Origin of the sequence: Vibrio sinaloensis DSM 21326, from assembly GCF_000189275.1 — a bacterium.
GTDB lineage: Bacteria > Pseudomonadota > Gammaproteobacteria > Enterobacterales > Vibrionaceae > Vibrio > Vibrio sinaloensis.
Window position 1 is genome coordinate 1 of sequence record NZ_AEVT01000118.1, and the last position, 21903, is coordinate 21903.

At 46.5% G+C, this 21903-nt stretch carries 22 protein-coding genes; 3 read left to right on the forward strand and 19 right to left on the reverse strand.

What is annotated here, in order from left to right:
* On the forward strand, positions 1 to 389 hold a 389-nt coding region (locus RH45_RS21495; protein WP_008081418.1), incomplete at its 5' end, for a hypothetical protein.
* Between the two features lie 58 nt (positions 390 to 447).
* Here the strand turns inward: RH45_RS21495 and RH45_RS21500 are convergent.
* The 13 genes from RH45_RS21500 to leuS all read right to left on the reverse strand — a co-directional run bounded on the left by RH45_RS21500 (position 448) and on the right by leuS (position 13436).
* On the reverse strand, positions 448 to 774 hold the full coding sequence (locus tag RH45_RS21500; protein WP_008081420.1) for a hypothetical protein: 327 nt from the start codon (positions 772 to 774) through the stop codon (positions 448 to 450).
* 145 nt (positions 775 to 919) lie between these two features.
* Complete coding sequence (gene lipA / locus RH45_RS21505; RefSeq protein ID WP_008081422.1) at positions 920 to 1885, reverse strand: lipoyl synthase; 966 nt, start codon at positions 1883 to 1885, stop codon at positions 920 to 922.
* Between the two features lie 24 nt (positions 1886 to 1909).
* Entirely contained in the window at positions 1910 to 2563 is a 654-nt protein-coding gene (gene lipB, locus RH45_RS21510; RefSeq protein ID WP_008081425.1) for a lipoyl(octanoyl) transferase LipB, read from the reverse strand.
* Between the two features lie 178 nt (positions 2564 to 2741).
* The gene (gene ybeD, locus RH45_RS21515) at positions 2742 to 3020 is read right to left on the reverse strand and encodes a DUF493 family protein YbeD (RefSeq protein WP_008081427.1); all 279 of its coding nucleotides are present in this window, start codon (positions 3018 to 3020) and stop codon (positions 2742 to 2744) included.
* Positions 3021 to 3159: 139 nt separating this feature from the next.
* On the reverse strand, positions 3160 to 4338 hold the full coding sequence (locus tag RH45_RS21520) for a serine hydrolase (protein WP_008081429.1): 1179 nt from the start codon (positions 4336 to 4338) through the stop codon (positions 3160 to 3162).
* Between the two features lie 89 nt (positions 4339 to 4427).
* Entirely contained in the window at positions 4428 to 5207 is a 780-nt protein-coding gene (locus tag RH45_RS21525) for a septal ring lytic transglycosylase RlpA family protein (RefSeq protein ID WP_008081431.1), read from the reverse strand.
* Positions 5208 to 6329, reverse strand: coding sequence for a rod shape-determining protein RodA (gene rodA / locus RH45_RS21530; protein ID WP_008081433.1), 1122 nt, complete (start codon positions 6327 to 6329; stop codon positions 5208 to 5210).
* Complete coding sequence (gene mrdA / locus RH45_RS21535; RefSeq protein WP_039959050.1) at positions 6329 to 8212, reverse strand: penicillin-binding protein 2; 1884 nt, start codon at positions 8210 to 8212, stop codon at positions 6329 to 6331. Before mrdA ends, rodA begins: the two co-directional genes overlap by 1 nt.
* Positions 8213 to 8219: 7 nt before the next feature.
* Complete coding sequence (gene rlmH / locus RH45_RS21540; RefSeq protein WP_008081443.1) at positions 8220 to 8690, reverse strand: 23S rRNA (pseudouridine(1915)-N(3))-methyltransferase RlmH; 471 nt, start codon at positions 8688 to 8690, stop codon at positions 8220 to 8222.
* A 3-nt stretch (positions 8691 to 8693) separates the two neighbouring features.
* Entirely contained in the window at positions 8694 to 9011 is a 318-nt protein-coding gene (gene rsfS, locus RH45_RS21545) for a ribosome silencing factor (RefSeq protein WP_008081444.1), read from the reverse strand.
* 76 nt (positions 9012 to 9087) lie between these two features.
* Positions 9088 to 10101 carry a DNA polymerase III subunit delta gene (holA, locus tag RH45_RS21550; RefSeq protein WP_008081445.1) on the reverse strand — a complete coding sequence of 338 codons (1014 nt, stop codon included), beginning with the start codon at positions 10099 to 10101 and terminating at the stop codon, positions 9088 to 9090.
* A gap of 8 nt (positions 10102 to 10109) precedes the next feature.
* Entirely contained in the window at positions 10110 to 10736 is a 627-nt protein-coding gene (locus RH45_RS21555; protein ID WP_008081446.1) for an LPS-assembly lipoprotein LptE, read from the reverse strand.
* A gap of 126 nt (positions 10737 to 10862) precedes the next feature.
* The gene (leuS, locus tag RH45_RS21560) at positions 10863 to 13436 is read right to left on the reverse strand and encodes a leucine--tRNA ligase (protein WP_008081447.1); all 2574 of its coding nucleotides are present in this window, start codon (positions 13434 to 13436) and stop codon (positions 10863 to 10865) included.
* A gap of 188 nt (positions 13437 to 13624) precedes the next feature.
* On the opposite strand from leuS, the gene RH45_RS21565 reads away from it, so the two are divergent.
* Positions 13625 to 14095, forward strand: coding sequence for a zinc ribbon-containing protein (locus tag RH45_RS21565; protein WP_008081448.1), 471 nt, complete (start codon positions 13625 to 13627; stop codon positions 14093 to 14095).
* 86 nt (positions 14096 to 14181) lie between these two features.
* Here RH45_RS21565 and lnt read toward each other — a convergent pair whose 3' ends face one another.
* The 5 genes from lnt to miaB all read right to left on the reverse strand — a co-directional run bounded on the left by lnt (position 14182) and on the right by miaB (position 19820).
* The gene (lnt, locus tag RH45_RS21570; protein WP_008081449.1) at positions 14182 to 15693 is read right to left on the reverse strand and encodes an apolipoprotein N-acyltransferase; all 1512 of its coding nucleotides are present in this window, start codon (positions 15691 to 15693) and stop codon (positions 14182 to 14184) included.
* A 37-nt stretch (positions 15694 to 15730) separates the two neighbouring features.
* Positions 15731 to 16630 (reverse strand): CNNM family magnesium/cobalt transport protein CorC, encoded by a 900-nt coding sequence (gene corC, locus RH45_RS21575; RefSeq protein WP_008081450.1) that lies wholly within the window; start codon positions 16628 to 16630, stop codon positions 15731 to 15733.
* A 63-nt stretch (positions 16631 to 16693) separates the two neighbouring features.
* Positions 16694 to 17161 (reverse strand): rRNA maturation RNase YbeY, encoded by a 468-nt coding sequence (gene ybeY, locus RH45_RS21580; RefSeq protein WP_008081451.1) that lies wholly within the window; start codon positions 17159 to 17161, stop codon positions 16694 to 16696.
* 2 nt (positions 17162 to 17163) lie between these two features.
* Entirely contained in the window at positions 17164 to 18276 is a 1113-nt protein-coding gene (locus RH45_RS21585; RefSeq protein ID WP_008081452.1) for a PhoH family protein, read from the reverse strand.
* A 119-nt stretch (positions 18277 to 18395) separates the two neighbouring features.
* On the reverse strand, positions 18396 to 19820 hold the full coding sequence (gene miaB / locus RH45_RS21590) for a tRNA (N6-isopentenyl adenosine(37)-C2)-methylthiotransferase MiaB (RefSeq protein WP_008081453.1): 1425 nt from the start codon (positions 19818 to 19820) through the stop codon (positions 18396 to 18398).
* 287 nt (positions 19821 to 20107) lie between these two features.
* Between miaB and RH45_RS21595 the strand changes: the two genes are divergently transcribed.
* Entirely contained in the window at positions 20108 to 21286 is a 1179-nt protein-coding gene (locus RH45_RS21595; RefSeq protein WP_039959051.1) for a 2-octaprenyl-3-methyl-6-methoxy-1,4-benzoquinol hydroxylase, read from the forward strand.
* Between the two features lie 66 nt (positions 21287 to 21352).
* Here RH45_RS21595 and crr read toward each other — a convergent pair whose 3' ends face one another.
* Positions 21353 to 21862 carry a PTS glucose transporter subunit IIA gene (crr, locus tag RH45_RS21600; RefSeq protein WP_008081455.1) on the reverse strand — a complete coding sequence of 170 codons (510 nt, stop codon included), beginning with the start codon at positions 21860 to 21862 and terminating at the stop codon, positions 21353 to 21355.
* Between the last annotated feature and the right edge of the window lie 41 nt (positions 21863 to 21903).

Below are 21903 nucleotides of genomic sequence, written 5' to 3' on the forward strand. Positions count from 1 at the left end.
GAGGTGTTTGGGTCCCTTACGCTGAAACAAAAGCCGTGATTGGGCGCAGCACGGGTAACGGGGTTAGCTGGATGGCCTCTGGTCCATTCAGTGGCTGTGAGATGGCGGTAGGGGTCGATAAGAATGTTGACCGAGTGTTTGTTGCTCATATTGCCAAACAGCGCGGCTCGACAGCGCCAGCTGATTACCGCAAGTTTCGTGTAGCTTCTAAGGCGAGCGAGTTTTATTGGAATCGTATTCCTATGCCATTTGAAGATCGTTTTTCGTGTGCGTATGTGTTTGTTATCTGTTCGCCAAACGGCATTGTGTCAATGAACTCATTAGAGGTGGAAGTGACCGCGATGGGGGGCAGTAATGGTCGGGTGATTTCAGTGCGAACGTTCAAGTAACGTTTTTGAATAGAAAAGGGCAGATGAATTTATCTGCCCTTTATTGTTTCTATTTCAGTTATTTAGAGATGCTTAGCAAGGTTCCTGACTTACACTTAAATGAGTAGTACTTGCGGCTCTCATTGAATTTACCTAGGCCTTCACCATCACAGTAGTCAATATTGATGTCACGCATAGTCTCTAGCGTATCTTCGCTAGTTAAAGCGAACTTAGAGCCATCAGAACACACAATACGAACTCGACCATCGTCGCTTACAGAGTAGATATCAACTTCTGTGTTACAAAGCTCAAATGAGGCTTCGCGGAAGTTGTCTTGCTTTGTGTTTGAAGCACAGCCTACTGATAGCGCGGCGAGGGCAATTGCTGCTAATCCCAATTTTTTCATAATAGATCCTTGGAAACGTTACCTTATTTCAGGTTTGTAATGGTTGTTGAGTAAGCCTATAGAAGAGTGCTGTCTCATTCAAGATTCTATAACAAAAAGGGCTGACTTATGCAGTCAGCCCTTAAATTAGATGAATAGTCGTTAACTAGCTAACTTCTACACCTTGTGCTTGAAGGTCTGCGTGGTACGAAGAGCGTACGAATGGACCACATGCAGCATGCGTGAAGCCAAGATCCAGTGCAATTTCTTTCAATTCGTCGAATTCTGAAGGTGGCACGTAACGCTCTACCGGTAGGTGGTGGCGACTCGGTGCTAGGTATTGACCGAGCGTCAGCATAGTTACACCGTGCTCGCGGAGATCTTTTAATACTTGAATGATCTCTTCTTTCGTCTCGCCCAGTCCCATCATAATGCCTGACTTAGTTGGGATGTCTGGGTGCTGATCTTTGAATTTCTTCAATAGATCAAGCGACCATTTGTAGTTCGCGCCCGGACGAGCTTTACGGTATAGACGTGGTGCTGTTTCTAAGTTGTGGTTGAAGACATCTGGCGGATTGTCTTTCAACAGCTCAAGTGCCACATCCATACGACCACGGAAATCTGGGACGAGAGTTTCAATCTTAATGTGTGGGTTAAGCGCGCGGATCTCGCGGTTACAGTCGGCAAAGTGTTGCGCGCCGCCATCACGAAGGTCATCGCGGTCAACTGAAGTGATCACCACATATTTAAGCTTCATGTCTTGGATTGTTTTGGCCAGTTTCTTTGGCTCATCGGCTTCTGGCGTCAATGGACGACCATGGGCAACATCACAGAATGGGCAACGACGGGTACAGATAGCACCAAGGATCATAAAGGTTGCGGTACCGTGGTTAAAACACTCAGCAAGGTTAGGGCATGAGGCTTCCTCACAAACTGAGTGCAGATTGTTTTTACGCATTGCTGATTTGATATCTTGAATACGTTGACTATCTGCTGGCAGTTTGATCTTCATCCAGTCAGGTTTACGCAGAACTTCTTTCTGCTCGGTAGGCATATTTTTTACAGGAATCAATGCCATCTTGTCAGCGTCACGGTACTTGACGCCTTTTTCCATTTGGATTGGTTTACTCATGCTTCTTTTGCTTCTCTTTACTTCTTATCGTACAGAAGGAGCTTCTGTGCTGAATTCAACTTGCTCATATCCAAGCAAAGTGACAAGTTGTTCGACTAAGGTCTTTTCAACCTGTTCCAGATCTTCTGGTCCGCCTAGTTGGCTCACCTGAACCATTTCCATTCCAGCGTAGCCACATGGGTTAATACGTTGGAATGGGCTAAGATCCATATTCACATTTAATGCTAGTCCATGAAATGAACAACCCTTGCGGATTCGTAGCCCTAATGAGCAGATTTTCTTACCGTCAACGTAGACCCCAGGGGCATCTGGTCGAGCGGCAGAATCAATATTGTATTGTTTTAGGGTGTTGATCACGAGGTTCTCGATGTGAGTAACCAGATCTCGCACACCTAATTTTTTACGACGAAGGTTAATTAGGAAATACGCCACCAGTTGACCAGGACCGTGATAGGTGACTTGACCACCTCGATCACTTTGTACCACTGGGATATCCCCTGTATTCAGTAGATGTTCGGCTTTACCTGCTTGCCCTTGAGTGAAGACTGGGTTGTGCTCAACAAGCCAAACTTCGTCACGGGTTTCTTCTGTTCGAGTATCAGTAAAGTCATGCATGGCTTGCCAGATGGGCTGGTAATCTTGCCGACCTAGATACTTGACTACAAGCTGGTTTTGCATTGCCGATCCTATCGTCGATTCATAAAGTTGTCAGATTATAAACTGGATCGGCAGAATCAACTATATACCAGTAACACATTTTTAACCCTAGAGATTCCGCAGGATTATTATCTAGTTGATATCTAAAAAGAAAGCAGCTTTCGCTGCTTTCAAAAAAAATTGAATAACTCAAAAAATATTATAGAACCATGCGCACAATATCAATTTCGCCCAGTTCTTTGTACAGCGTTTCAACCTGTTCGATTGATGTCGCGGTAATGTTCACTGACACTGAGTGGTAGTTGCCTTTTGCACTTGGTTTTACAACTGGGCTGTAATCACCTGGAGCATGGCGTTGAATGACTTCAAGAACCTTTTCTGGCAGTTCTGGTTTAGCATAACCCATCACCTTGTAGGTGAATGAGCATGGGAACTCAAGCAGGTCTTTCAGCTTTGCGTCTGAGTTAATAGTCAGCATAGGAAACTCCAAGTTGAACTGTATTTTTAGCAGCGCCGAATAGTACTGCTAATAACGTTAAATCTCAATACACCAGCTTTCATGCTGATGTGATAAAAAAAGCCGCTGTAAGCGGCTTTTTCGATGAATTCGTTAGGAATTATAGGAAGCTGTTGAACAGCATCACAATGTAATCCCATAGACGACTAAACAGACTACCTTCTTCTACGTCTTCTAGAGCAAGAAGTGGGTATTCAGCAACATCTTCGCCTTCTAGTTGATAGTATAGCTTACCAACTACTTCACCTTTACTAATTGGGGCTTCTAGCTCTTTTTCAAGTACGAAGCTTGCTTTTAGGTTTTTCGCCTGACCGCGCGGTAAGGTGACATACGTATCTTGATCTAAGCCAAGCGCAACCGTATCTTTGTCGCCCATCCAGATTTTCTCTTCGACAAACGTTTCACCTGCTTTATGCGGTGCCACGGTCTCGAAGAAGCGGAAGCCGTAACTTAGGAGTTTTTTACTCTCAGATTTACGTGCATTGGCACTCTTGGTTCCCATAACCACAGCAACAAGGCGCATTTTACCTTCAGTTGCTGAGCTAACTAAGCTGTAACCAGCATTACTTGTGTGGCCTGTTTTAATGCCATCGACATTCATGCTTTTATCCCACAGTAAGCCGTTACGGTTGTACTGAGTGATGCCGTTGTAAGTGAACTTTTTGTCCGAGTAGATACGGTACTCATCTGGCACGTCACGAATTAACGCGCTGCCAAGCAGTGCCATATCATAAGGCGTTGAGTAAAGATTTGGGTTATCCAAACCGTGAACGTTGGCAAAGTGAGTGTCTTTCATGCCAATGGTGTTCGCCCAAGCGTTCATCAAGTCAACAAACGCGTCTTCAGAACCGGCAATGTGTTCTGCCATTGCTACACACGCATCATTACCAGACTGAATGATGATACCGCGGTTAAGGTCTTCAACTTTAACGGTTGTACCAACTTCGATGAACATCTTAGAGGAATCTGGGAAGTTTTTTGCCCAAGCATTTTTACTGATGGTAACGTCATCTTGCAATGAGATGTTACCGCGCTCTAGCTCTTGACCAATGACGTAACTGGTCATCATCTTAGTCAAACTTGCAGGAGAGAGCTTAGTGTTCATCTCTTTTTGCGCTAAGACTTTGCCTGAATGATAGTCCAAGAGTACGTAGCCTTTTGCGGCAATCTGAGGGGCATCAGGAACAACAATAGGTGTCGCGAAAGCAGTTGTTGCGAACGTTGCAGAAAGAGCAACTGTGGACGCAAACACGGATTTGATTAGTGTTGTTTTTTTCATATTGACTACTGATTTATCTTTAACTGTTGGTATTTTAACAGAATCACTCTTCCAAGCTAGTGTCGAATCAATAGCTTGGAGGACTCACTCTATAAGGATTTAATAAAAGCACTCGGATAACCAAGTGATTTCACTTGTTCTAAGGTTTTTTGAGTTTGCATGTAGTCGTCAAAAGGTCCTAGAAACACTCGATGGACATTGTTTTCAGACTCAGAATAACTCTTTACCGTTAGCTTTTGACCCAGATCAGTGGCTAAAGTTCGCACGCGTTCAGGGTGTTTGGAAGAGGCGACTTGAACAACGAACTTTGGTAATGCATCTTTTTTATGTGCTTCGGTTGGTTTCTCTACCGTCAGCACGCGAATAGAGACGTTTGCTGTCCCTGTTCGAACCACATCCAGCTTAGTGGCTGCGGCATAACTTAAGTCGATCACTCGGCCTGGATGGAAAGGGCCGCGATCGTTCACTCTGACAATCGCTTTACGGCCATTGTCTTTGTTTGTTACTTCAACATAACTTGGCAGTGGTAAGGTTTTATGCGCAGCAGACATGGAGTACATGTCATACACCTCGCCGTTAGAGGTTAAGTGACCATGAAACTTTTTGCCATACCAAGAGGCTTGACCTTGCTCTGTAAATCCTTTTGCATCCTTGACGATTTTGTAATCGGCGCCACGTAGCGTGTAGTCTTTATTGCCACCCAAGCTGTATGGCTCGTACTGAGGAACAACGTCTTCAATGTGCTCAACAGAAATAGGTTTTTCTGGTGCCACATCATCATCAATGGAGTAGCGTTTCGATGGGGCTGAAGAGCACCCTGCGAGTAGCATGCCAGTGCATGCTAAAGCTAGAAGCGATTTATTATTCATTTAGGTTGCCTTAGAAAACGCTTTTCTGTGGGTATGAATCGACATCAAAATGCCAAAACCAGCCATCAAGGTGACCATAGAAGTCCCTCCATAACTGATTAAAGGTAGTGGTACCCCCACAACAGGAAGAATGCCACTCACCATGCCAATGTTTACAAATACGTAAACGAAGAAACTTAAAACAATGCTGCCAGCCATCATACGACCAAAGGCGGTTTGCGCTTTACTGGCCAGGTAAAGTCCTCGACCAATGATGTACAAATAAATCGAGAGCAAACCGAGAATACCAATTAAGCCCCATTCTTCGGCAATGACCGCAAAAATAAAGTCAGTGTGACGCTCAGGCAGAAACTCTAATTGAGATTGAGTGCCTTGCAGCCAACCTTTACCAGAGATACCGCCAGAACCAATTGCAATTTTACTTTGGATAATATGGTAACCGGCACCAAGCGGATCAGACTCAGGGTTAAATAGAGTCCGCACCCGAACCTTCTGATACTCGCGCATCAAGAAGAACCAGAGGATAGGCAAGAAGCCTCCTAAACCACAGGCTGCAGCAAAGATGATTTTCCAACTGATGCCCGCTAAGAAAATCACGAAAATTCCCGATGCTGCGATCAAGATTGAAGTGCCTAAGTCGGGCTGCTTAGCAATCAGTATGGTTGGGACGAACACCATCACCAGTGACATCACCAAAGTCTGAAAGGTTGGCGGCAGTGCGCGTTTACCGATATATCTCGCGACCATTAACGGTACCGCAAGTTTGAGCAGTTCTGACGGTTGGAAACGAACAAACCCTAGGTTGAGCCAACGCTGCGCACCTTTAGACGCCTCGCCAAAAAACAACACACCGAGCAGGAGAGCGACTCCGACAACAAACATGAGTGGAGCCAAAGACTCATAGGTACGTGGTGGAATTTGCGCCAATATCAGCATCACACCAAGTGATAATCCCATACGCATTGCTTGGCGATCCATCATCGCTAAACTTTGTCCGCTAGCACTGTACATCACCACAAGGCCAAAGCCCATCAAGACCAAAATGCCTAACAAGAGGGGCAGGTCAAGGTGGAAGCGTTCAAACAGAGCGCGGTTTTCGCCTGTTGCTGGATTCAAATCCATTATTCTTCTTCCTCTTTCTGTTCAACGAGGTAGTGGTCGAAGATTTGTCTAACGACTGGACCGCCTTGTGAAGAGCCGCCACCTGCATTTTCGAGAACCATAGTGACAATCAACTTAGGATCGTCGATGGGGGCGAAACCGGTGAATAGGGCATGGTCGCGCAGGTGCTCGGCGATTTCATCCGCGTTGTACTCTTCATCTTCGCCTAAGCCAAATACCTGAGCCGTCCCAGATTTACCAGCACTGACGTATTCGGTGTTATAGAAAGCACGTCGCGCGGTTCCTTTTTTACCGTGGTTAACCAGACGCATCCCTTCAGTGGCCAGATCCCAATATCGTTTCGGTACACCCGTAATCGGTGGATAGGTTTCGATATCTGACAATTGCTGAGTCTCGAATAAATTACCGTTGTCTATTGTGGCACGAAGCAGATGCGGTGCCACTACTTCACCATGCTTGACTAACACGGAAGTCGCCTTAGCAATTTGCATCGGCGTTGCCGTCCAATAGCCTTGACCGATACCAACAGGAATCGTATCCCCTTGATACCAAGGTGTGCGGTGACGGGCCATTTTCCAGTCACGAGTTGGCATATTGGCTTTGCTCTCTTCGTAGATATCGATGCCAGTATAATCACCAAAGCCAAACATCATCATCCAGCGAGAGATTCGATCGATACCCATATCGTAGGCGACTTGATAGAAGAAGGTATCCACCGACTCTTCAATCGATTTCACGATATCGACTTTGCCGTGCCCCCAGCGCAACCAATCGCGGAAAGGCTTCGTTTTCGAATTAGGGATCTTCCAGTAACCCGGGTCATTTCGTGTCGTGTAAGGGGTAATGACGCCTTCTTGTAATGCTGCGACGGCCATAAAGGGTTTGATGGTCGATGCTGGTGGGTAAATACCCAAGGTAGCTCGGTTGACGAGTGGACGATTCTTGTCATTTAACAGTGCTCGATAGGCTTTGCCAGAAATACCATGTACAAAGGCGTTCGGGTCGTAACTTGGGCTGGAAACCATCGCCAGTACCCCGTTATCTTCGGGATCGAGTATCACAATGCTGCCGCGACGACTATTGATCAGCTCATGTGCGTAGAGCTGTAAATCGATATCTAAGTTTAAAACGATATCTTTACCGGGAACGGGAGGGACATACTTCAAGGTACGTATGATTCGACCGCGACTGTTTACCTCAACTTCTTGGTACCCAGCGGTTCCGTGCAACATGTCCTCATAGTAGCGCTCGATACCTAGCTTACCGATATCGCGGGTTGCTTGGTAGTTAGCGTCTTTCTCTTCGCGTATCAAACGTTGCATATCGCGATCATTGATACGTGAGACATAACCGATAACGTGAGTCAGCACTTCGCCATACGGGTAATGACGTTTCAAAGCGGCATTCACTGATACACCAGGAAACTTGTGCTGGTTGACTGAGAACTTGGCGACTTGCTCTGGAGTGAGTTGGGTCAGAATAGGGACCGATTTGAAGCGTCGTGTTTGGCGGCGCTCGCGATTAAATCGTTCAACCTGTTCAGGTGTGATGGCTAAGACCTTTTGCAAACTCGCAATGGTCTCATCCATATTCTTAATTTTTTCTGGGGTAATCTCTAAGCTGAAAACTGGGCGGTTTTCGGCCAATAGGTTGCCGTTACGGTCGTAAATCAGCCCGCGGTTTGGAGCGATGGGGACGACTTTGATGCGGTTATCGTTTGAGCGGGTTTTATAGTCTTGGAACTGGTTGACCTGGATGTTATACAGGTTAGTGACCAGAAGACCCATCATGATAACGATGCCCATAAAAGCGACAATAGCACGACTCTTAAACAGTCGTGCTTCTTCTTGATAGTCCCTTATTTGGGAGCGCTTCCGTAACATGAATCGATTATTCTCGGTGGTAAGGGTGGTTCGCTGTGATGCTCCACGCTCGATATAAACTTTCCGCCATCACGATACGGACTAAAGGGTGGGGAAGCGTTAAAGCTGACAGTGACCAACTTTGATCTGCTGCGGCTTTGCACGCTGGCGCCAGTCCTTCCGGACCGCCAATTAAAATGGACACGTCACGAGCATCGAGCTTCCAGTTTTCTAGCTGCTGTGCAAGTTGCGGGGTGTCCCACTTTTTCCCTGGAATATCAAGCGTAACAATTCGATTGCCTTTTGGCACGGCTGCCAACATGGCTTCGCCTTCTTTTTGCAGAATTCTTGCAATGTCGGCGTTTTTACCACGCTTTCCTGCTGGAATTTCAATCAACTCAAGCGGCATGTCGTGTGGGAAGCGGCGGCGATACTCTTGAAAACCTTCCTCGACCCATTTGGGCATTTTGGTACCCACGGCAATCAATTGTAACTTCATTATTTAGCCCCAAAGCTTCTCAAGTTGGTACAGCTCGCGTTGCTCTTCTTGCATTACGTGGATCATGGTTGTACCCATATCCAGTACCACCCATTCGCCTTCATTTTCGCCCTCGATGCCTAGTGGTTCTATACCTGCTAGTTTCGACTCTCTCGCGACATGATCAGCGATTGAAGCGACATGGCGTTTAGATGTGCCTGTGCAAACAATCATGTAATCCGTAATGCTGGATTTACCTTGAACGTCGATGGTTTTGATATCTTGCGCTTTCATATCATCGACTTTATCGATCAAGAAATTGTTCAGTTCTTCAAGTTGCAAGGTATTGTCCTCGTTGATTCTATTTAGTTCACCGTTGGGCGGCAGGCCCAAAAAGCGGCGCAGTATATCACGCTTTTTACAGCTTCACTTGAGGCAGGCACATTTGCGCGCTCAACTGATGTAATAATGGCCAGCTGGATTGATCGTACTGAGTTTTAGTCAGGATCTCTATTTTTGCGAGTAGTTGTAGGAGCTGGCTAACTTTACTGATAGAGAGACGGCTCAGTGCTGCCGAATATAACGGTCTCTTGGATTGCCAAACTCGATACGCTTCGAACACTCGGTTCATCGGCTCTGTTTGCATCATTTGCAACATAGCAAGCAACTGCGACAGCTCTTTTTGCACGGTACGAGCTAAAATCACTACCTCGACTCCCTCAGCTTCGAGCTGGCGCATAATTCGCTGAGAGCGGTTTGCCTTACCTGCAAGTAGGGCGTCAATCCAGTGAAAGGCGGTGAAGTGATTGTGACGACTCAAGGACTCCTCAAGGCGAATCAAGTTTAATTCACCATCAGGATAAAGAAGCGCCAGTTTTTCTAAACTTTGTACTAAGGCAAATAGGTTGCCTTCGTGCCATTGAGCCAGCATCTGAACGGCTTCAGGGTCCGGTTTGAGATTTAATGCTCGGCAACGGGTTTGAACAAACTGAGGTAAGCGCTGAATATCAGGTGATAGGCAATTGACCCAACAGCCTTGAGAGGCCAGAGCTTTAAACCATTTCGCATTTTCTTGCGCCTTGGTGAGTTTACTGCCAATCACGACCAGAATGACGTCGCTATGAAGCATCCCTGATAGCGCAAGTAGCTCTTTGGCAATGGCTGCGTTGACGCCTGATTCCGGTAACTCCAGCTCTATCAATTGGCGGGCGGAAAATAGGCTCATCGCTTGACAGCAGTCGTAGACGACATTCCAATCGAATGAGGCATCAATGGCGAAGCGGTGACGCTCTTCAAACCCTTGGGCTAAGGCGGCTTGTTGAATGGCTTGACGAGACTCTTGAAGTAGCAGTGGTTCACTGCCAAAAATAAGGTAGTTCGGGTGGAGCTGTTTTGTCAGTTGCTCCCCCAATCGATCAGCAAAAACGCGCATCTTTGCCTCTACTGCACAGCAGAGTCAGTGACTTGGGTTTTCACTTGGTACTGGGTTTCGTTACCAGTTACCGAAGGTTGCATGACGTCCTCTTCGGTATCAAATTCGTTGTGTTCAATATCGGCCTTCAATCGCGCCATCTGACGCACAATTTGCGTTGCCGCAAGCTTGCGCATTTCGTCTTCAATCATGTCGCGTTCAACCGATTTTGCGAGCGCGCTGAGTGGGTTGTCCAAGTAGCTGCGTGTCACGCTAGTTGAGTATGTTTTTGAGCCAAGTTCTGGCACTGTTACTCGGTATGAAGCATAGAGGGTAATTTCAATTTCTGCTGCACGTGTGTTTTGATACAAAGATAGGGTACGTTCACCAATACTCTCACTTTCCAAATGCAAGTTTGGTACATCTGCGGCAGGAGTTACGATTTTAACTTCACTCAGGCGTAACTGGCCTTTCATCATACGAGTAAAGGTACTGTATGAGTCGTAACTGGTTAGCGATAAAGTATTCAGTTCGTCTGGGATAGAGTAATCGCCGCGTAAATGAAATCCACACCCAGCCAATAGGCTGGTCATCAGTAGAGCTGAAGTGAGTTTAATCGCGGAAAATGAAAACAGTCGTGATTCTCGACGAAACATAAATAAATGGCTCTCAGTTTAGGGGTACTTATCTTAGGGTTTTCGCTTCGGCCATAGACGAGAAAAACCTTAAGATAAATAAAGCAGGGCAACATGTTACCCTGCTTAGGACTAAATATTTTGCAATTAGTTCGCTACGATATTCAGAAGTTTACCTGGTACGTAGATAACTTTGCGTACCGTTTTACCTTCTGTGAACTTAGTAACGTTCTCATCGTTTAGACCAAGCGCTTCAATATCTTCTTTCGAGATATCCGCTGGTACGGTTAGCTTCGCACGTAGCTTACCGTTAACCTGAACGATGATCAGCTTCTCATCTTCAACAAGCGCTTTTTCATCAAACGTTGGCCATGCCGCGTTGTCGATGTCAGCTTCGCCAAGACCCGCCCACATTTCGTAAGAGATGTGCGGAGTGATTGGGTAAAGCATTGCAACCACAGCTTTTAGTGCTTCATCAAGGATTGCACGATCTTGCGCAGACTCTTGAGGAGCTTTCGCTAGCTTGTTCATCAGCTCCATGATTGCTGCGATTGCCGTGTTGAACGTTTGACGACGAGCGATATCGTCAGTCACTTTGGCGATAGTCTTGTGAACGTCGCGACGAAGTGCTTTTTGATCGCTAGACAATGCAGATGCATCAACCGCTTCTGCCGCGCCTTTCGATGCGTGTTCGTTAACCAGTTTCCAAACACGTTTTAGGAAGCGGTTAGCCCCCTCTACGCCAGACTCTTGCCACTCAAGCGTCATGTCTGCAGGTGATGCAAACATCATAAATAGACGTACTGTGTCAGCACCGTACTTATCTACCATTTCTTGTGGGTCGATACCGTTGTTCTTCGACTTAGACATTTTGATCATGCCTGAGTGTGTTACGTCACGGCCTGCGTTGTCTTTCGCAGAAGTGATGCGGCCTTTACCGTCACGCTCTACAGCAACGTCAGTTGGAGCAACCCACTCTTTACCGCCTTTGTCGTTCTCGAAGTAGAACGCATCTGCTAGCACCATGCCTTGACACAGTAGTTGCTTGAACGGCTCGTCAGAAGTTACGTAGCCCGCATCACGTAGCAGTTTGTGGAAGAAGCGCGAGTACAATAGGTGCATACAAGCATGCTCGATACCACCGATGTACTGGTCTACTGGTAGCCAGTAGTTGGCTTTTTCTGGATCTAGAATGTCGTCTGCTTGTGGGCTGCAGTAACGTGCGTAGTACCAAGAAGACTCCATGAAGGTGTCGAAGGTATCTGTCTCACGTAGAGCAGGTTCGCCGTTAAAGGTAGTCTTTGCCCACTCTTTGTCAGCTTTGATTGGGCTCGTTACGCCATCCATTACCACGTCTTCAGGAAGAATCACTGGTAGTTGGTCAGCGGGTACTGGGTGAACTTCACCATCTTCTGTGGTTACCATTGGGATTGGTGCGCCCCAGTAACGTTGACGAGATACACCCCAGTCACGTAGACGGAAGTTTACAGTTTTAGTGCCTTTGCCTTCTGCTTCAAGTTTTGCTGCGATTGCATCAAATGCCGCTTGGAATTCAAGGCCGTCGAACTCACCTGAGTCGAACAGTACGCCTTTCTCGGTGTATGCTTCTTCAGCTATGTTTAGCTCGCTACCGTCAACTGGCTTGATAACAGGCACGATGTCTAGGCCGTATTTAGTTGCGAACTCGTAGTCACGTTGGTCGTGCGCAGGTACGGCCATTACAGCGCCTGTACCATAGTCCATCAGTACGAAGTTAGCCACGTATACTGGTACTTCACGGCCGTTCAATGGGTGAATAGCAGTAAGGCCAGTCGCCATACCTTTCTTCTCCATTGTCGCAAGCTCAGCTTCTGCAACTTTGTTGTTCTTACACTCGTCGATGAAGGCTGCGAGCTCAGGGTTGTTCTCTGCAGCGACTGCCGCTAGAGGGTGACCTGCTGCGATCCCCACGTAAGTGACACCCATTAGTGTGTCTGGACGTGTTGTGTAAACTTCTAGGTCTTGTTGACCCTTAACTTCAAACTTAAGCTCAACACCTTCAGAGCGACCGATCCAGTTGCGCTGCATGGTCTTAACCATTTCAGGCCAACCGTCTAGGTTATCTAGGTCGTCTAGTAGCTCTTGAGCGTATTCAGTGATCTTGATGAACCACTGAGGAATTTCTTTTTGCTCTACAGGCGTGTCACAACGCCAGCAACAGCCGTCTTCAACCTGCTCGTTTGCAAGAACAGTTTGGTCGTTTGGACACCAGTTAACAGAAGAAGTCTTCTTGTACACTAGGCCTTTGTTGTAAAGCTTAGTGAAGAACTCTTGCTCCCAACGGTAGTACTCAGGAGTACACGTTGCGAATTCACGGTTCCAGTCGTAACCAAAGCCTAGCAGCTTAAGTTGGTTCTTCATGTACTCAATGTTTTCGTAAGTCCATGGTGCTGGTGCTGTGTTGTTTTTTACCGCTGCGTTTTCTGCAGGTAGGCCAAACGCATCCCAACCGATTGGTTGCATTACGTTTTTACCTTGCAGGCGTTGGAAACGAGAGACTACATCACCGATAGTGTAGTTACGCACGTGACCCATGTGCAGTCGGCCACTTGGGTAAGGGAACATAGATAGACAGTAGAATTTTTCTTTGTTTGGGTCTTCACTTACAACAAAGGTCTTGTTGTTGTCCCAGTGCTGTTGAACTTTCTGTTCAATATCTTGCGGGTTGTATTGTTCTTGCATCGATGATGTCCGGTTATCTTGGAATTTGTGAGTTCGGTTAGAACAGACTTAAATAGATCGTCATAGAATACCTAAAGGAGCGGGGCACAACAATAGCCAATACCCACTCAAATCACCTAAAGATGGAGATGTTTATTGCCTTTTTGGGGCTTTAGAATGCGCATCAGTGAATCGAAAGGAGGTTAGCGATGCCAAAACGCAAAGCAGGTTATGAGGAGATGTTTGAGGATGTGGTTGAAGCACTCAAACACAGTCCTGATGAAGTCAACCACGTTTTTGAAACCTCTGGCAAGGTCGTTGATGCTGCCAATGATATGACCAAGGATGAGTTGGCGCTTGTCTCTGCTTATGTTAAGTCAGATCTCAAAGAGTTCGCCGACAACTATGAAGATTCGAAAAGTGGTCCCTTTTACTTAATGATTGCCGATTCCATTTGGCAAGGCTTACTTGAGATTACTGACCGAACGAAAGTCGAGTGGGTTGAGTTGTTTGAAGACTTGGAGCATCAAGGCCTCTATCAAGCCGGGGAGGTGATAGGTCTCGGCGTGTTGGTGTGTGATGACTGCGGGCATAAGACAGAATATAACCACCCAACTATCATTATCCCGTGCACTAAATGTGGCTGCAAAGGTTTTAGCCGACAAGCGTTAAAGCCCTAAAGCTAGGCTAGCGGACTGAAATAGGAGCGGGCTCAGTGTATGAGTACGCTCCATATAGACTCCTCATGTGGTTGCAACGGCAACCATTAATCCATTCTATTTCTCCAGCCAAGCACCAAACTTAACACAACCCAAATGTAGAGCGGCCACGTGCCAAACTGGCGATACGGTGTTTGCCCATCCGTTGATGTTATCTCTGCTCTCAATACTGCCGTTTCGAATTGAGGGATTTGAGCAATAATATTACCGCGGTAATCAGTGACAGCCGTCACGCCATTATTGGTAGAGCGTACCACGGGTTTACCTAGCTCCAAGGCTCGCATACGAGCGATTTCCATGTGCTGTAGAGGGCCTATCGAACTGCCAAACCAAGCATCGTTTGAAAGCGTAAGGATAAAGTCGGTGTCCGGCGTCACATTCTGGCGAACTTGCTCATTGAAGATGATTTCGTAGCACAGTGCCGGCGCCATATGCTTGCCATTAGCATCGATGTTCGGCTGGACAAAGTCCCCGCGACTGAATGAAGACATCGGTAAATTAAAGAAAGGGGCAAGTGGTCTTAGAATCGTTTCAAACGGGACAAACTCACCAAACGGCAATAGGTGGTGCTTGTGATAGCGTTGTTCCATGTTGTAACTGTAATCACCGTAACCTGTTTCGCCTACCGTGAGAATACTATTGTAAAACTTACGGTCTTCTCCTTGATTCACGACGCCAGTGATTACGGCGCTGTGATTGAGCTTAGCCGCAGAATCTAGATTGCGTAGGAATGACGCAATTTCAAATTCAAAGGCAGGTATAGCGGCTTCCGGCCAGATGATAATGTCTGCATCCCAATTTTCGCGAGTAAGATCGGTGTACTTCATAATCGTTGGCCATCGTTCGCTCGGTAGCCATTTGAGCTCTTGCGCGATATTCCCCTGAATCAGTGCCAGTTTCGTGGTGCTATCTGGGTTTGGTGTTACCCAATGCTCTGCTTTTAAGCCAAATCCAGCTGAAAGAATGATGGCGGGAATTAATAACTGCATCCATTGACGATGCAATACGGCGTAACTGATGGCCCCGGCACTCAAAATAAGGAGAAAGGTGATAAGTTCCACTCCACCCAGGGGAGCGAAGTTCGCAAGCGGGCTCTCAATTTGGCTGTAACCGAGCCATAGCCATGGAAAACCCGTCATTACCCAGCCTCGAAGCCAGTCGGTTACCAGCCATAACACTGGGGCGATAAGCAGCAGACGAATACGGTTGGAGCGTGGAAAGAAGCGGTTTAGTGCCCATGCAAATAAAGCGCTGTAAATCGCTAGATAGCCAATCAACAACGTCATTAAGAAAACGCTGGCAATTTTAGGCATTCCGCCAAAGTTATCTATGCTGATATGGACCCAGCTAATACCTGTTGCGAACTGACCTACCCCCCAAGCATAACCAATCCACAGTGCTTGTTTAGCGCTCTGTTTTTCAATCAGCAGTAACAGCAGTACCGGGGAAAGGATAGCCAAGGGCCATAGTTGGTAAGGGGCAAAGGCTAGTGTGGTTATCGCGCCAACAAAAACGGCCGCAAGCGGCCGTTTTAGGCGATGAAAAAGAGGTTTTATCATCGTTATCTTTCTATATGTCCCAATAAAGGGAATAGCGTTACTCTTCTGCTGGTTGTGGAAGAGACTCTTCGTCTGGGATTGTCACTTGTAGCTGAAGTACTCGGCGGTTATCCGCAGAGGTTACTTTAAAGCTATATTGTTCAATCTCTACGACTTCACCTCGAGAAGGAAGGTGACCGAAAGCTGTCATGACCATGCCGCCAACCGTATCGACTTCATCATCGCTAAATGCAGTTCCGAAGGTGTCATTGAACTCTTCAATGGTCGTTAAAGCTTTAACAGCAAAGGTATGTTTGCTTAGTTTACGGATATCTAGTTCTTCTTCGTCGTCGAATTCATCTTCGATTTCACCAACGATTTCTTCCAGAATATCTTCAATTGTCACTAGGCCTGACACACCACCAAACTCATCAACAACGATAGACATGTGATAGCGTTCCTCACGGAACTCTTTAAGCAAGCGATCAACTCGCTTACTTTCAGGAACAACCACCGCAGGACGGATCACTTGTTCGATATCAAACGGCGCGCTTTGAGAGCCTAAATATTTAAGTAAGTCCTTCGCAAGCAGAATACCTTCCACATGGTCCTTGTCTTCACTGATCACTGGGTAACGCGAGTGCTGCGCATCTGTGATGAGATGAACCAAAGCGTCTAAATCGTCGCTACGGTCAACAGTAACCATTTGCGAGCGCGGGATCATAATGTCACGCACGCGCATTTCGGAGATCTCCATAACACCTTCGAGCATGTCGCGAGTGTCGTGGTCGATCAGGTCATTTTCCTCTGAGTCGCGGAATACTTCCACTAGCTCTTGGCGATCTTTGGGTTCACCTTGAAAAAGTTGACCTAGGCGTCCGAAGAAGGACTTTCTACTCGGACCTTCAGATTTTTCTTTCTTACCTTCTAGAGAAGAGGGCGAATTGTCTTCGTTCATTGTTTCTCATTTAAGTAACGCTATCAGATGTGTGATAGCACACATAAGCCTAGTATCTCGTACTTAGCTCTGTTTTTCTGCAAGATATGGGTCAAGAAACCCCATCTCCTGCATAATTTCTGTTTCGAGGGACTCCATCTCTTCCGCTTCATCATCCTCGATATGATCATAACCTAGCAGATGCAAGCTGCCATGTACAACCATATGCGCCCAATGTGCCATCAAGGGTTTTTGCTGTTCAATCGCTTCACGCTCAACCACTTGACGACAAATGATCAAGTCACCAAGCAGATCCATTTCAATGCCTGGAGGGGCTTCAAATGGGAAAGACAGCACATTAGTCGGTTTGTCCTTACCACGATAATCAAAGTTAAGTTGGTGGCTCTCTTGCTCATCAACCAAGCGAACTGTGACTTCAGCCTGTGGTTGGAACTTTGCAACCGCTGAGTTTAACCAGAGATGAATATCGTCAAAAGTCGGTAAGCCGCTTTCATCTTCGACCGCCAATTGCAGGTCCAGTTCAATACTCATGCTCAGTTACTCTCTTTTGCCGTTGTATTACTTACCGTTGCTGCCGCGTCAACTAGGGCCTGATTCGCTGCTTGCTGAGCTTCACGTTCTTCACGACGAATACGATCACGTTCTTTGCGCTCTTTCTGATCTTTCGCTTCCCACTTCTCATATGCATTAACGATGCGGGCAACCACAGGGTGGCGGACGACATCATCAGACTGGAAGAAGTTAAAGCTGATATCGTCGACTTCGCTTAATACTTCGATTGCATGACGTAGACCAGATTTGGCTCCGCGAGGTAAGTCGATCTGGGTGATATCACCAGTGATAACCGCACGTGAGTTAAAACCAATACGGGTTAGGAACATTTTCATTTGTTCCACGGTTGTATTCTGGCTTTCATCCAAAATAATGAAGGCATCATTTAACGTACGGCCACGCATGTAGGCGAGCGGCGCGACTTCGATAACGTTACGTTCGATAAGCTTTTCAACTTTTTCAAAGCCTAACATTTCGAACAATGCATCGTATAGTGGACGAAGGTATGGGTCGACTTTCTGGCTTAGATCACCAGGAAGGAAACCTAATTTCTCACCTGCTTCTACCGCTGGACGAGTTAGTAAAATACGGCGAATTTCTTGGCGTTCCAGCGCATCCACTGCCGCGGCTACGGCTAAATAAGTTTTACCTGTACCCGCTGGGCCGATACCAAATGAGATGTCATGAGTCACCATGTTCATCAGATACTGGCCTTGGTTTGGCGTGCGTGGCTTGATGACGCCTTTCTTCGTTTTGATGAACACTTCTTTTCCGTGTTCAATGCTCGACTCGGAGTCTTGCTCTAATACGCCAGTTTCTTTAATTGCTAAGTGAATTTCATCGGGTTCAACATCTGGGATGTTGCCACGCACCGGCGCTGTATTTACATAGAGGGTCTTGATGATTTCAAGCGCGGCTGCGGAGGTGTGAGGTTTACCTACGATGGTAAAAAAGTTGCCACGGTAGCTGATTTCAACGCCTAAACGTCGTTCGAGATGTTTGATGTTGTCATCGAAAGGACCGCAAAGACTAGCCAAACGGCGGTTATCTGAAGGTTCTAGATTGATTTCTAGGGTAACAATTTTATTGCTCAAAGTTGCCTCTCATTGTTTGTCACTCTAAAAAAGCCCGATTTAGACCGGGCTTTTAGTGACCTTATATACCTTTCTCTAAGATGGTATCAGAGTCGGGTAAATTCAAGCTAAATTCGAACTTAAGGTGTAAAGGTTGCTACACCTAGCTCATCTTCACGCTTGGTCTTTGCCATCATTTGCGTTGGAGAGATGACCGTTCGAAGGTCCATGTCTTTTTCGGTACGAACTAACTCGCCACGTAGTGAATTCGCGAATACATCAGTGATTTTCACGTCTACGAATTGGCCAATAAGGTCTGCGCTACCTTCGAAGTTAACCACGCGGTTGTTCTCTGTACGAGCACGAAGCTCCATTAGATTCTTTTTAGATGGTCCTTCAACCAGTACACGTTGCTCTGTACCTAACATGAGGCGCGAGTAACGCATCGCTTGTGCGTTGACGGTTTGCTGCAGTTCGTACAGGCGCTCTTTCTTCTCTTGCTCTGGAACATCACATGGGTAATCGGCAGCTGGAGTACCTGGACGAGGAGAGAAGATAAAGCTGAAGCTCATATCAAAATCAACGTCTTTAATGAGCTTCATTGTATCTTGGTGATCTTTCGCTGTTTCACCAGGGAAGCCAACGATAAAGTCAGAACTGATTTGGATATCAGGGCGCGCTTTACGTAGTTTACGAATGATCGACTTATACTCAATTGCTGTGTGAGGACGCTTCATCATTGTTAGGATACGGTCACTACCACTTTGTACTGGTAGGTGCAGGAAGCTCACTAGTTCAGGTGTATCTTCGTAAACTGCGATGATGTCGTCAGTAAACTCTAACGGGTGGCTCGTCGTGAAACGAATACGGTCGATGCCATCGATAGAAGCCACAAGGCGAAGCAGTTCCGCGAATGAACAGATATCCCCTTCGTGTGTTGGACCGCGGTAGGCGTTTACGTTTTGGCCTAATAGGTTTACTTCACGTACACCTTGATCTGCTAGCTGAGCGATTTCGAACAGTACGTCATCCATTGGACGGCTTACTTCTTCACCACGAGTGTACGGAACAACACAGTACGTACAGTACTTAGAACAGCCTTCCATGATTGAAACGAATGCCGTGGCACCTTCAGCGCGTGGCTCTGGTAGACGGTCAAATTTTTCGATCTCTGGGAAGGAGATGTCCATGATTGGCGCATCATCGTTTTGAGATTGTTTAATCATCTCTGGTAGGCGGTGCAAGGTTTGCGGGCCAAAGATTACGTCAACGAATGGTGCACGTTCACGAATATGATCACCTTCTTGAGTCGCTACACAGCCACCCACGCCGATAACCACGCCGTCTTTTTTATCTTTAAGCGTTTTCCAACGACCAAGCTGGTGGAATACTTTCTCCTGTGCTTTCTCACGGATAGAACAGGTATTGAGAAGTAATACATCTGCCTCTTCTGGATCTTCTGTCAATTCGTAGCCGTTAGCCGCGTTCAGTAGATCTGCCATTTTCGATGAATCGTATTCGTTCATCTGGCAGCCCCAGGTTTTAATTAGCAGTTTCTTACTCATTTTGTTCGCTCGATCGTTAGTTTAAATTAAGGGAGCAAATCGCCCAGTGTTACTTGAAGTCATCTATTTAATATCGCTTTTGATGACCCATTATTCTGCTCACATAGCAGAGAGCGGCGTATTGTACTGCTTTAAAAACCAACTGACTAGTGTTGGTTAAGAATCTATTCAAAGCGTTACCAAACAAGGGATTTGCCCATATCCGCGTTGAGGTTTTTGGTTACATTTTAGTAATGAAAACGTACAATAAAAAACAGTCAAATAATCAATATGATGAAGTACGAATTATGAGCAAGTTTGATGTTGCTGTGATCGGTGGTGGTATGGTCGGCGCTGCTGTCGCTGTTGGCTTTGCCAAACAAGGTAGACGTGTCGCGGTAGTGGAAGGGAAAGCACCTCAATCGTTTTCACCCGAGCAACCTCTGGATATTCGGGTTTCAGCGATCTCTGAACATTCGGTATCCATTCTTGAGCAACTAGGAGCTTGGCAAGCGACCGCTGATATGCGTGTTTGTCCTTATCGACGTTTGGAAACTTGGGAGCACCCAGAGTGCAGAACTCGTTTTCACTCTGATGTGCTTGAGATGGAACAGCTCGGTTTTATTGTTGAAAATAGACTGATACAGCTTGGGCTGTGGGATGCGATGACAAGCTACAACAATATTAGCCTGTTTTGCCCTGATACTTTGGAACATATTGATTTTACAGCAACGCCTAAAGTTTCGCTCTCCTCAGGAGTAGAGTTTGAAGTCGACTTAGTCGTTGGTGCTGATGGGGCGAATTCCAGAGTTCGCGAACTGGCCGGTATCGGGGTTACCGCGTGGGATTATCGACAGCATTGTATGTTAATTAATGTTGAAACGACGCTTCCGCAGCAAGATATTACTTGGCAGCAGTTCACTCCATCAGGACCACGTTCATTCTTGCCTCTTTCTTCTGTGCACCGAGATGGAGTCGAGGTGGGGCAGGGCTCTTTGGTATGGTATGACTCACCTAAACGAATCAAACAGCTATGTGCAATGACACCTGAGCAGCTCCGAGGTGAGATACTTACTCACTTCCCGGCAGAGTTGGGTGATATTACGGTATTGCAATATGGCTCTTTTCCGCTGACCCGACGCCACGCTCAACGATACGCTGCGCAACGTTGTGTACTGGTCGGTGATTCTGCTCATACAATTAACCCATTAGCCGGACAGGGCGTCAACCTTGGTTTTAAAGATGTAGCAGCGTTGCTTGAACTGACTGAGGGTGAAGCACGCTTGTCTGATGAAGTATTGAAGCGTTACGAACGTAAGCGTCGTCCAGATAACTTATTGATGCAGTCGGGAATGGACTTTTTCTACAAAGGGTTTAGCAACGACATTGCACCGCTTAAATTGGCTCGAAATGCCGCGTTGAAACTGGCCGAAAATGCCGGCCCACTGAAGACCCAAGTGTTAAAGTATGCCTTGGGGCTAAAATAGCTTTATCTTGAGGCAATAAAAAACGCAGCCAATGGCTGCGTTTTTTTGTGTTCTGCTAAGCGAAAATTACTTAGTTACACGTAGAACTGGAGTTTCACCAACAGTTACAGAACCAGCAAGCTTGTTCAGCTCTTTGATTTCGTCCATGTTAGAGATAACAACTGGTGTCAGAGTAGACTTCGCTTTCTCTTCTAGTAGAGCTAGATCGAATTCGATGATAGTGTCACCAGCTTTTACTGCTTGGCCTTCTTCAGCGATGCGCTTGAAGCCTTCACCTTTTAGCTCAACAGTGTCGATACCGAAGTGAACGAATAGTTCAACGCCATCGTCAGACTCAATAGAGAACGCGTGGTTAGTTTCGAAGATCTTACCGATAGTACCGTTTACAGGAGCTACCATCTTGTTGCCAGCAGGCTTGATAGCAATACCGTCACCAACGATTTTTTCAGCAAAAACAACATCTGGCACGTCTTCAATGTTTACGATCTCACCAGATAGAGGTGCGATGATTTCGATTGCACCCGCGTCAGCGCTGTCGTCAGATACTAGCTTCTTAAGTTTGTCAAACAGACCCATTGTGTCATGCTCCTAACGTTTTATTTAATTCTGTCGAATTA

Bases quoted from the DNA above. Each gene is read 5' to 3' on its own strand.
- RH45_RS21500 (WP_008081420.1), bottom strand. From the start codon at position 774: ATGAAAAAATTGGGATTAGCAGCAATTGCCCTCGCCGCGCTATCAGTA.
- lipA (WP_008081422.1), bottom strand. From the start codon at position 1,885: ATGAGTAAACCAATCCAAATGGAAAAAGGCGTCAAGTACCGTGACGCT.
- lipB (WP_008081425.1), bottom strand. From the start codon at position 2,563: ATGCAAAACCAGCTTGTAGTCAAGTATCTAGGTCGGCAAGATTACCAG.
- ybeD (WP_008081427.1), bottom strand. From the start codon at position 3,020: ATGCTGACTATTAACTCAGACGCAAAGCTGAAAGACCTGCTTGAGTTC.
- RH45_RS21520 (WP_008081429.1), bottom strand. From the start codon at position 4,338: ATGAAAAAAACAACACTAATCAAATCCGTGTTTGCGTCCACAGTTGCT.
- RH45_RS21525 (WP_008081431.1), bottom strand. From the start codon at position 5,207: ATGAATAATAAATCGCTTCTAGCTTTAGCATGCACTGGCATGCTACTC.
- rodA (WP_008081433.1), bottom strand. From the start codon at position 6,329: ATGGATTTGAATCCAGCAACAGGCGAAAACCGCGCTCTGTTTGAACGC.
- mrdA (WP_039959050.1), bottom strand. From the start codon at position 8,212: ATGTTACGGAAGCGCTCCCAAATAAGGGACTATCAAGAAGAAGCACGA.
- rlmH (WP_008081443.1), bottom strand. From the start codon at position 8,690: ATGAAGTTACAATTGATTGCCGTGGGTACCAAAATGCCCAAATGGGTC.
- holA (WP_008081445.1), bottom strand. From the start codon at position 10,101: ATGCGCGTTTTTGCTGATCGATTGGGGGAGCAACTGACAAAACAGCTC.
- RH45_RS21555 (WP_008081446.1), bottom strand. From the start codon at position 10,736: ATGTTTCGTCGAGAATCACGACTGTTTTCATTTTCCGCGATTAAACTC.
- leuS (WP_008081447.1), bottom strand. From the start codon at position 13,436: ATGCAAGAACAATACAACCCGCAAGATATTGAACAGAAAGTTCAACAG.
- RH45_RS21565 (WP_008081448.1), top strand. From the start codon at position 13,625: ATGCCAAAACGCAAAGCAGGTTATGAGGAGATGTTTGAGGATGTGGTT.
- lnt (WP_008081449.1), bottom strand. From the start codon at position 15,693: ATGATAAAACCTCTTTTTCATCGCCTAAAACGGCCGCTTGCGGCCGTT.
- corC (WP_008081450.1), bottom strand. From the start codon at position 16,630: ATGAACGAAGACAATTCGCCCTCTTCTCTAGAAGGTAAGAAAGAAAAA.
- ybeY (WP_008081451.1), bottom strand. From the start codon at position 17,161: ATGAGTATTGAACTGGACCTGCAATTGGCGGTCGAAGATGAAAGCGGC.
- miaB (WP_008081453.1), bottom strand. From the start codon at position 19,820: ATGAGTAAGAAACTGCTAATTAAAACCTGGGGCTGCCAGATGAACGAA.
- RH45_RS21595 (WP_039959051.1), top strand. From the start codon at position 20,108: ATGAGCAAGTTTGATGTTGCTGTGATCGGTGGTGGTATGGTCGGCGCT.
- crr (WP_008081455.1), bottom strand. From the start codon at position 21,862: ATGGGTCTGTTTGACAAACTTAAGAAGCTAGTATCTGACGACAGCGCT.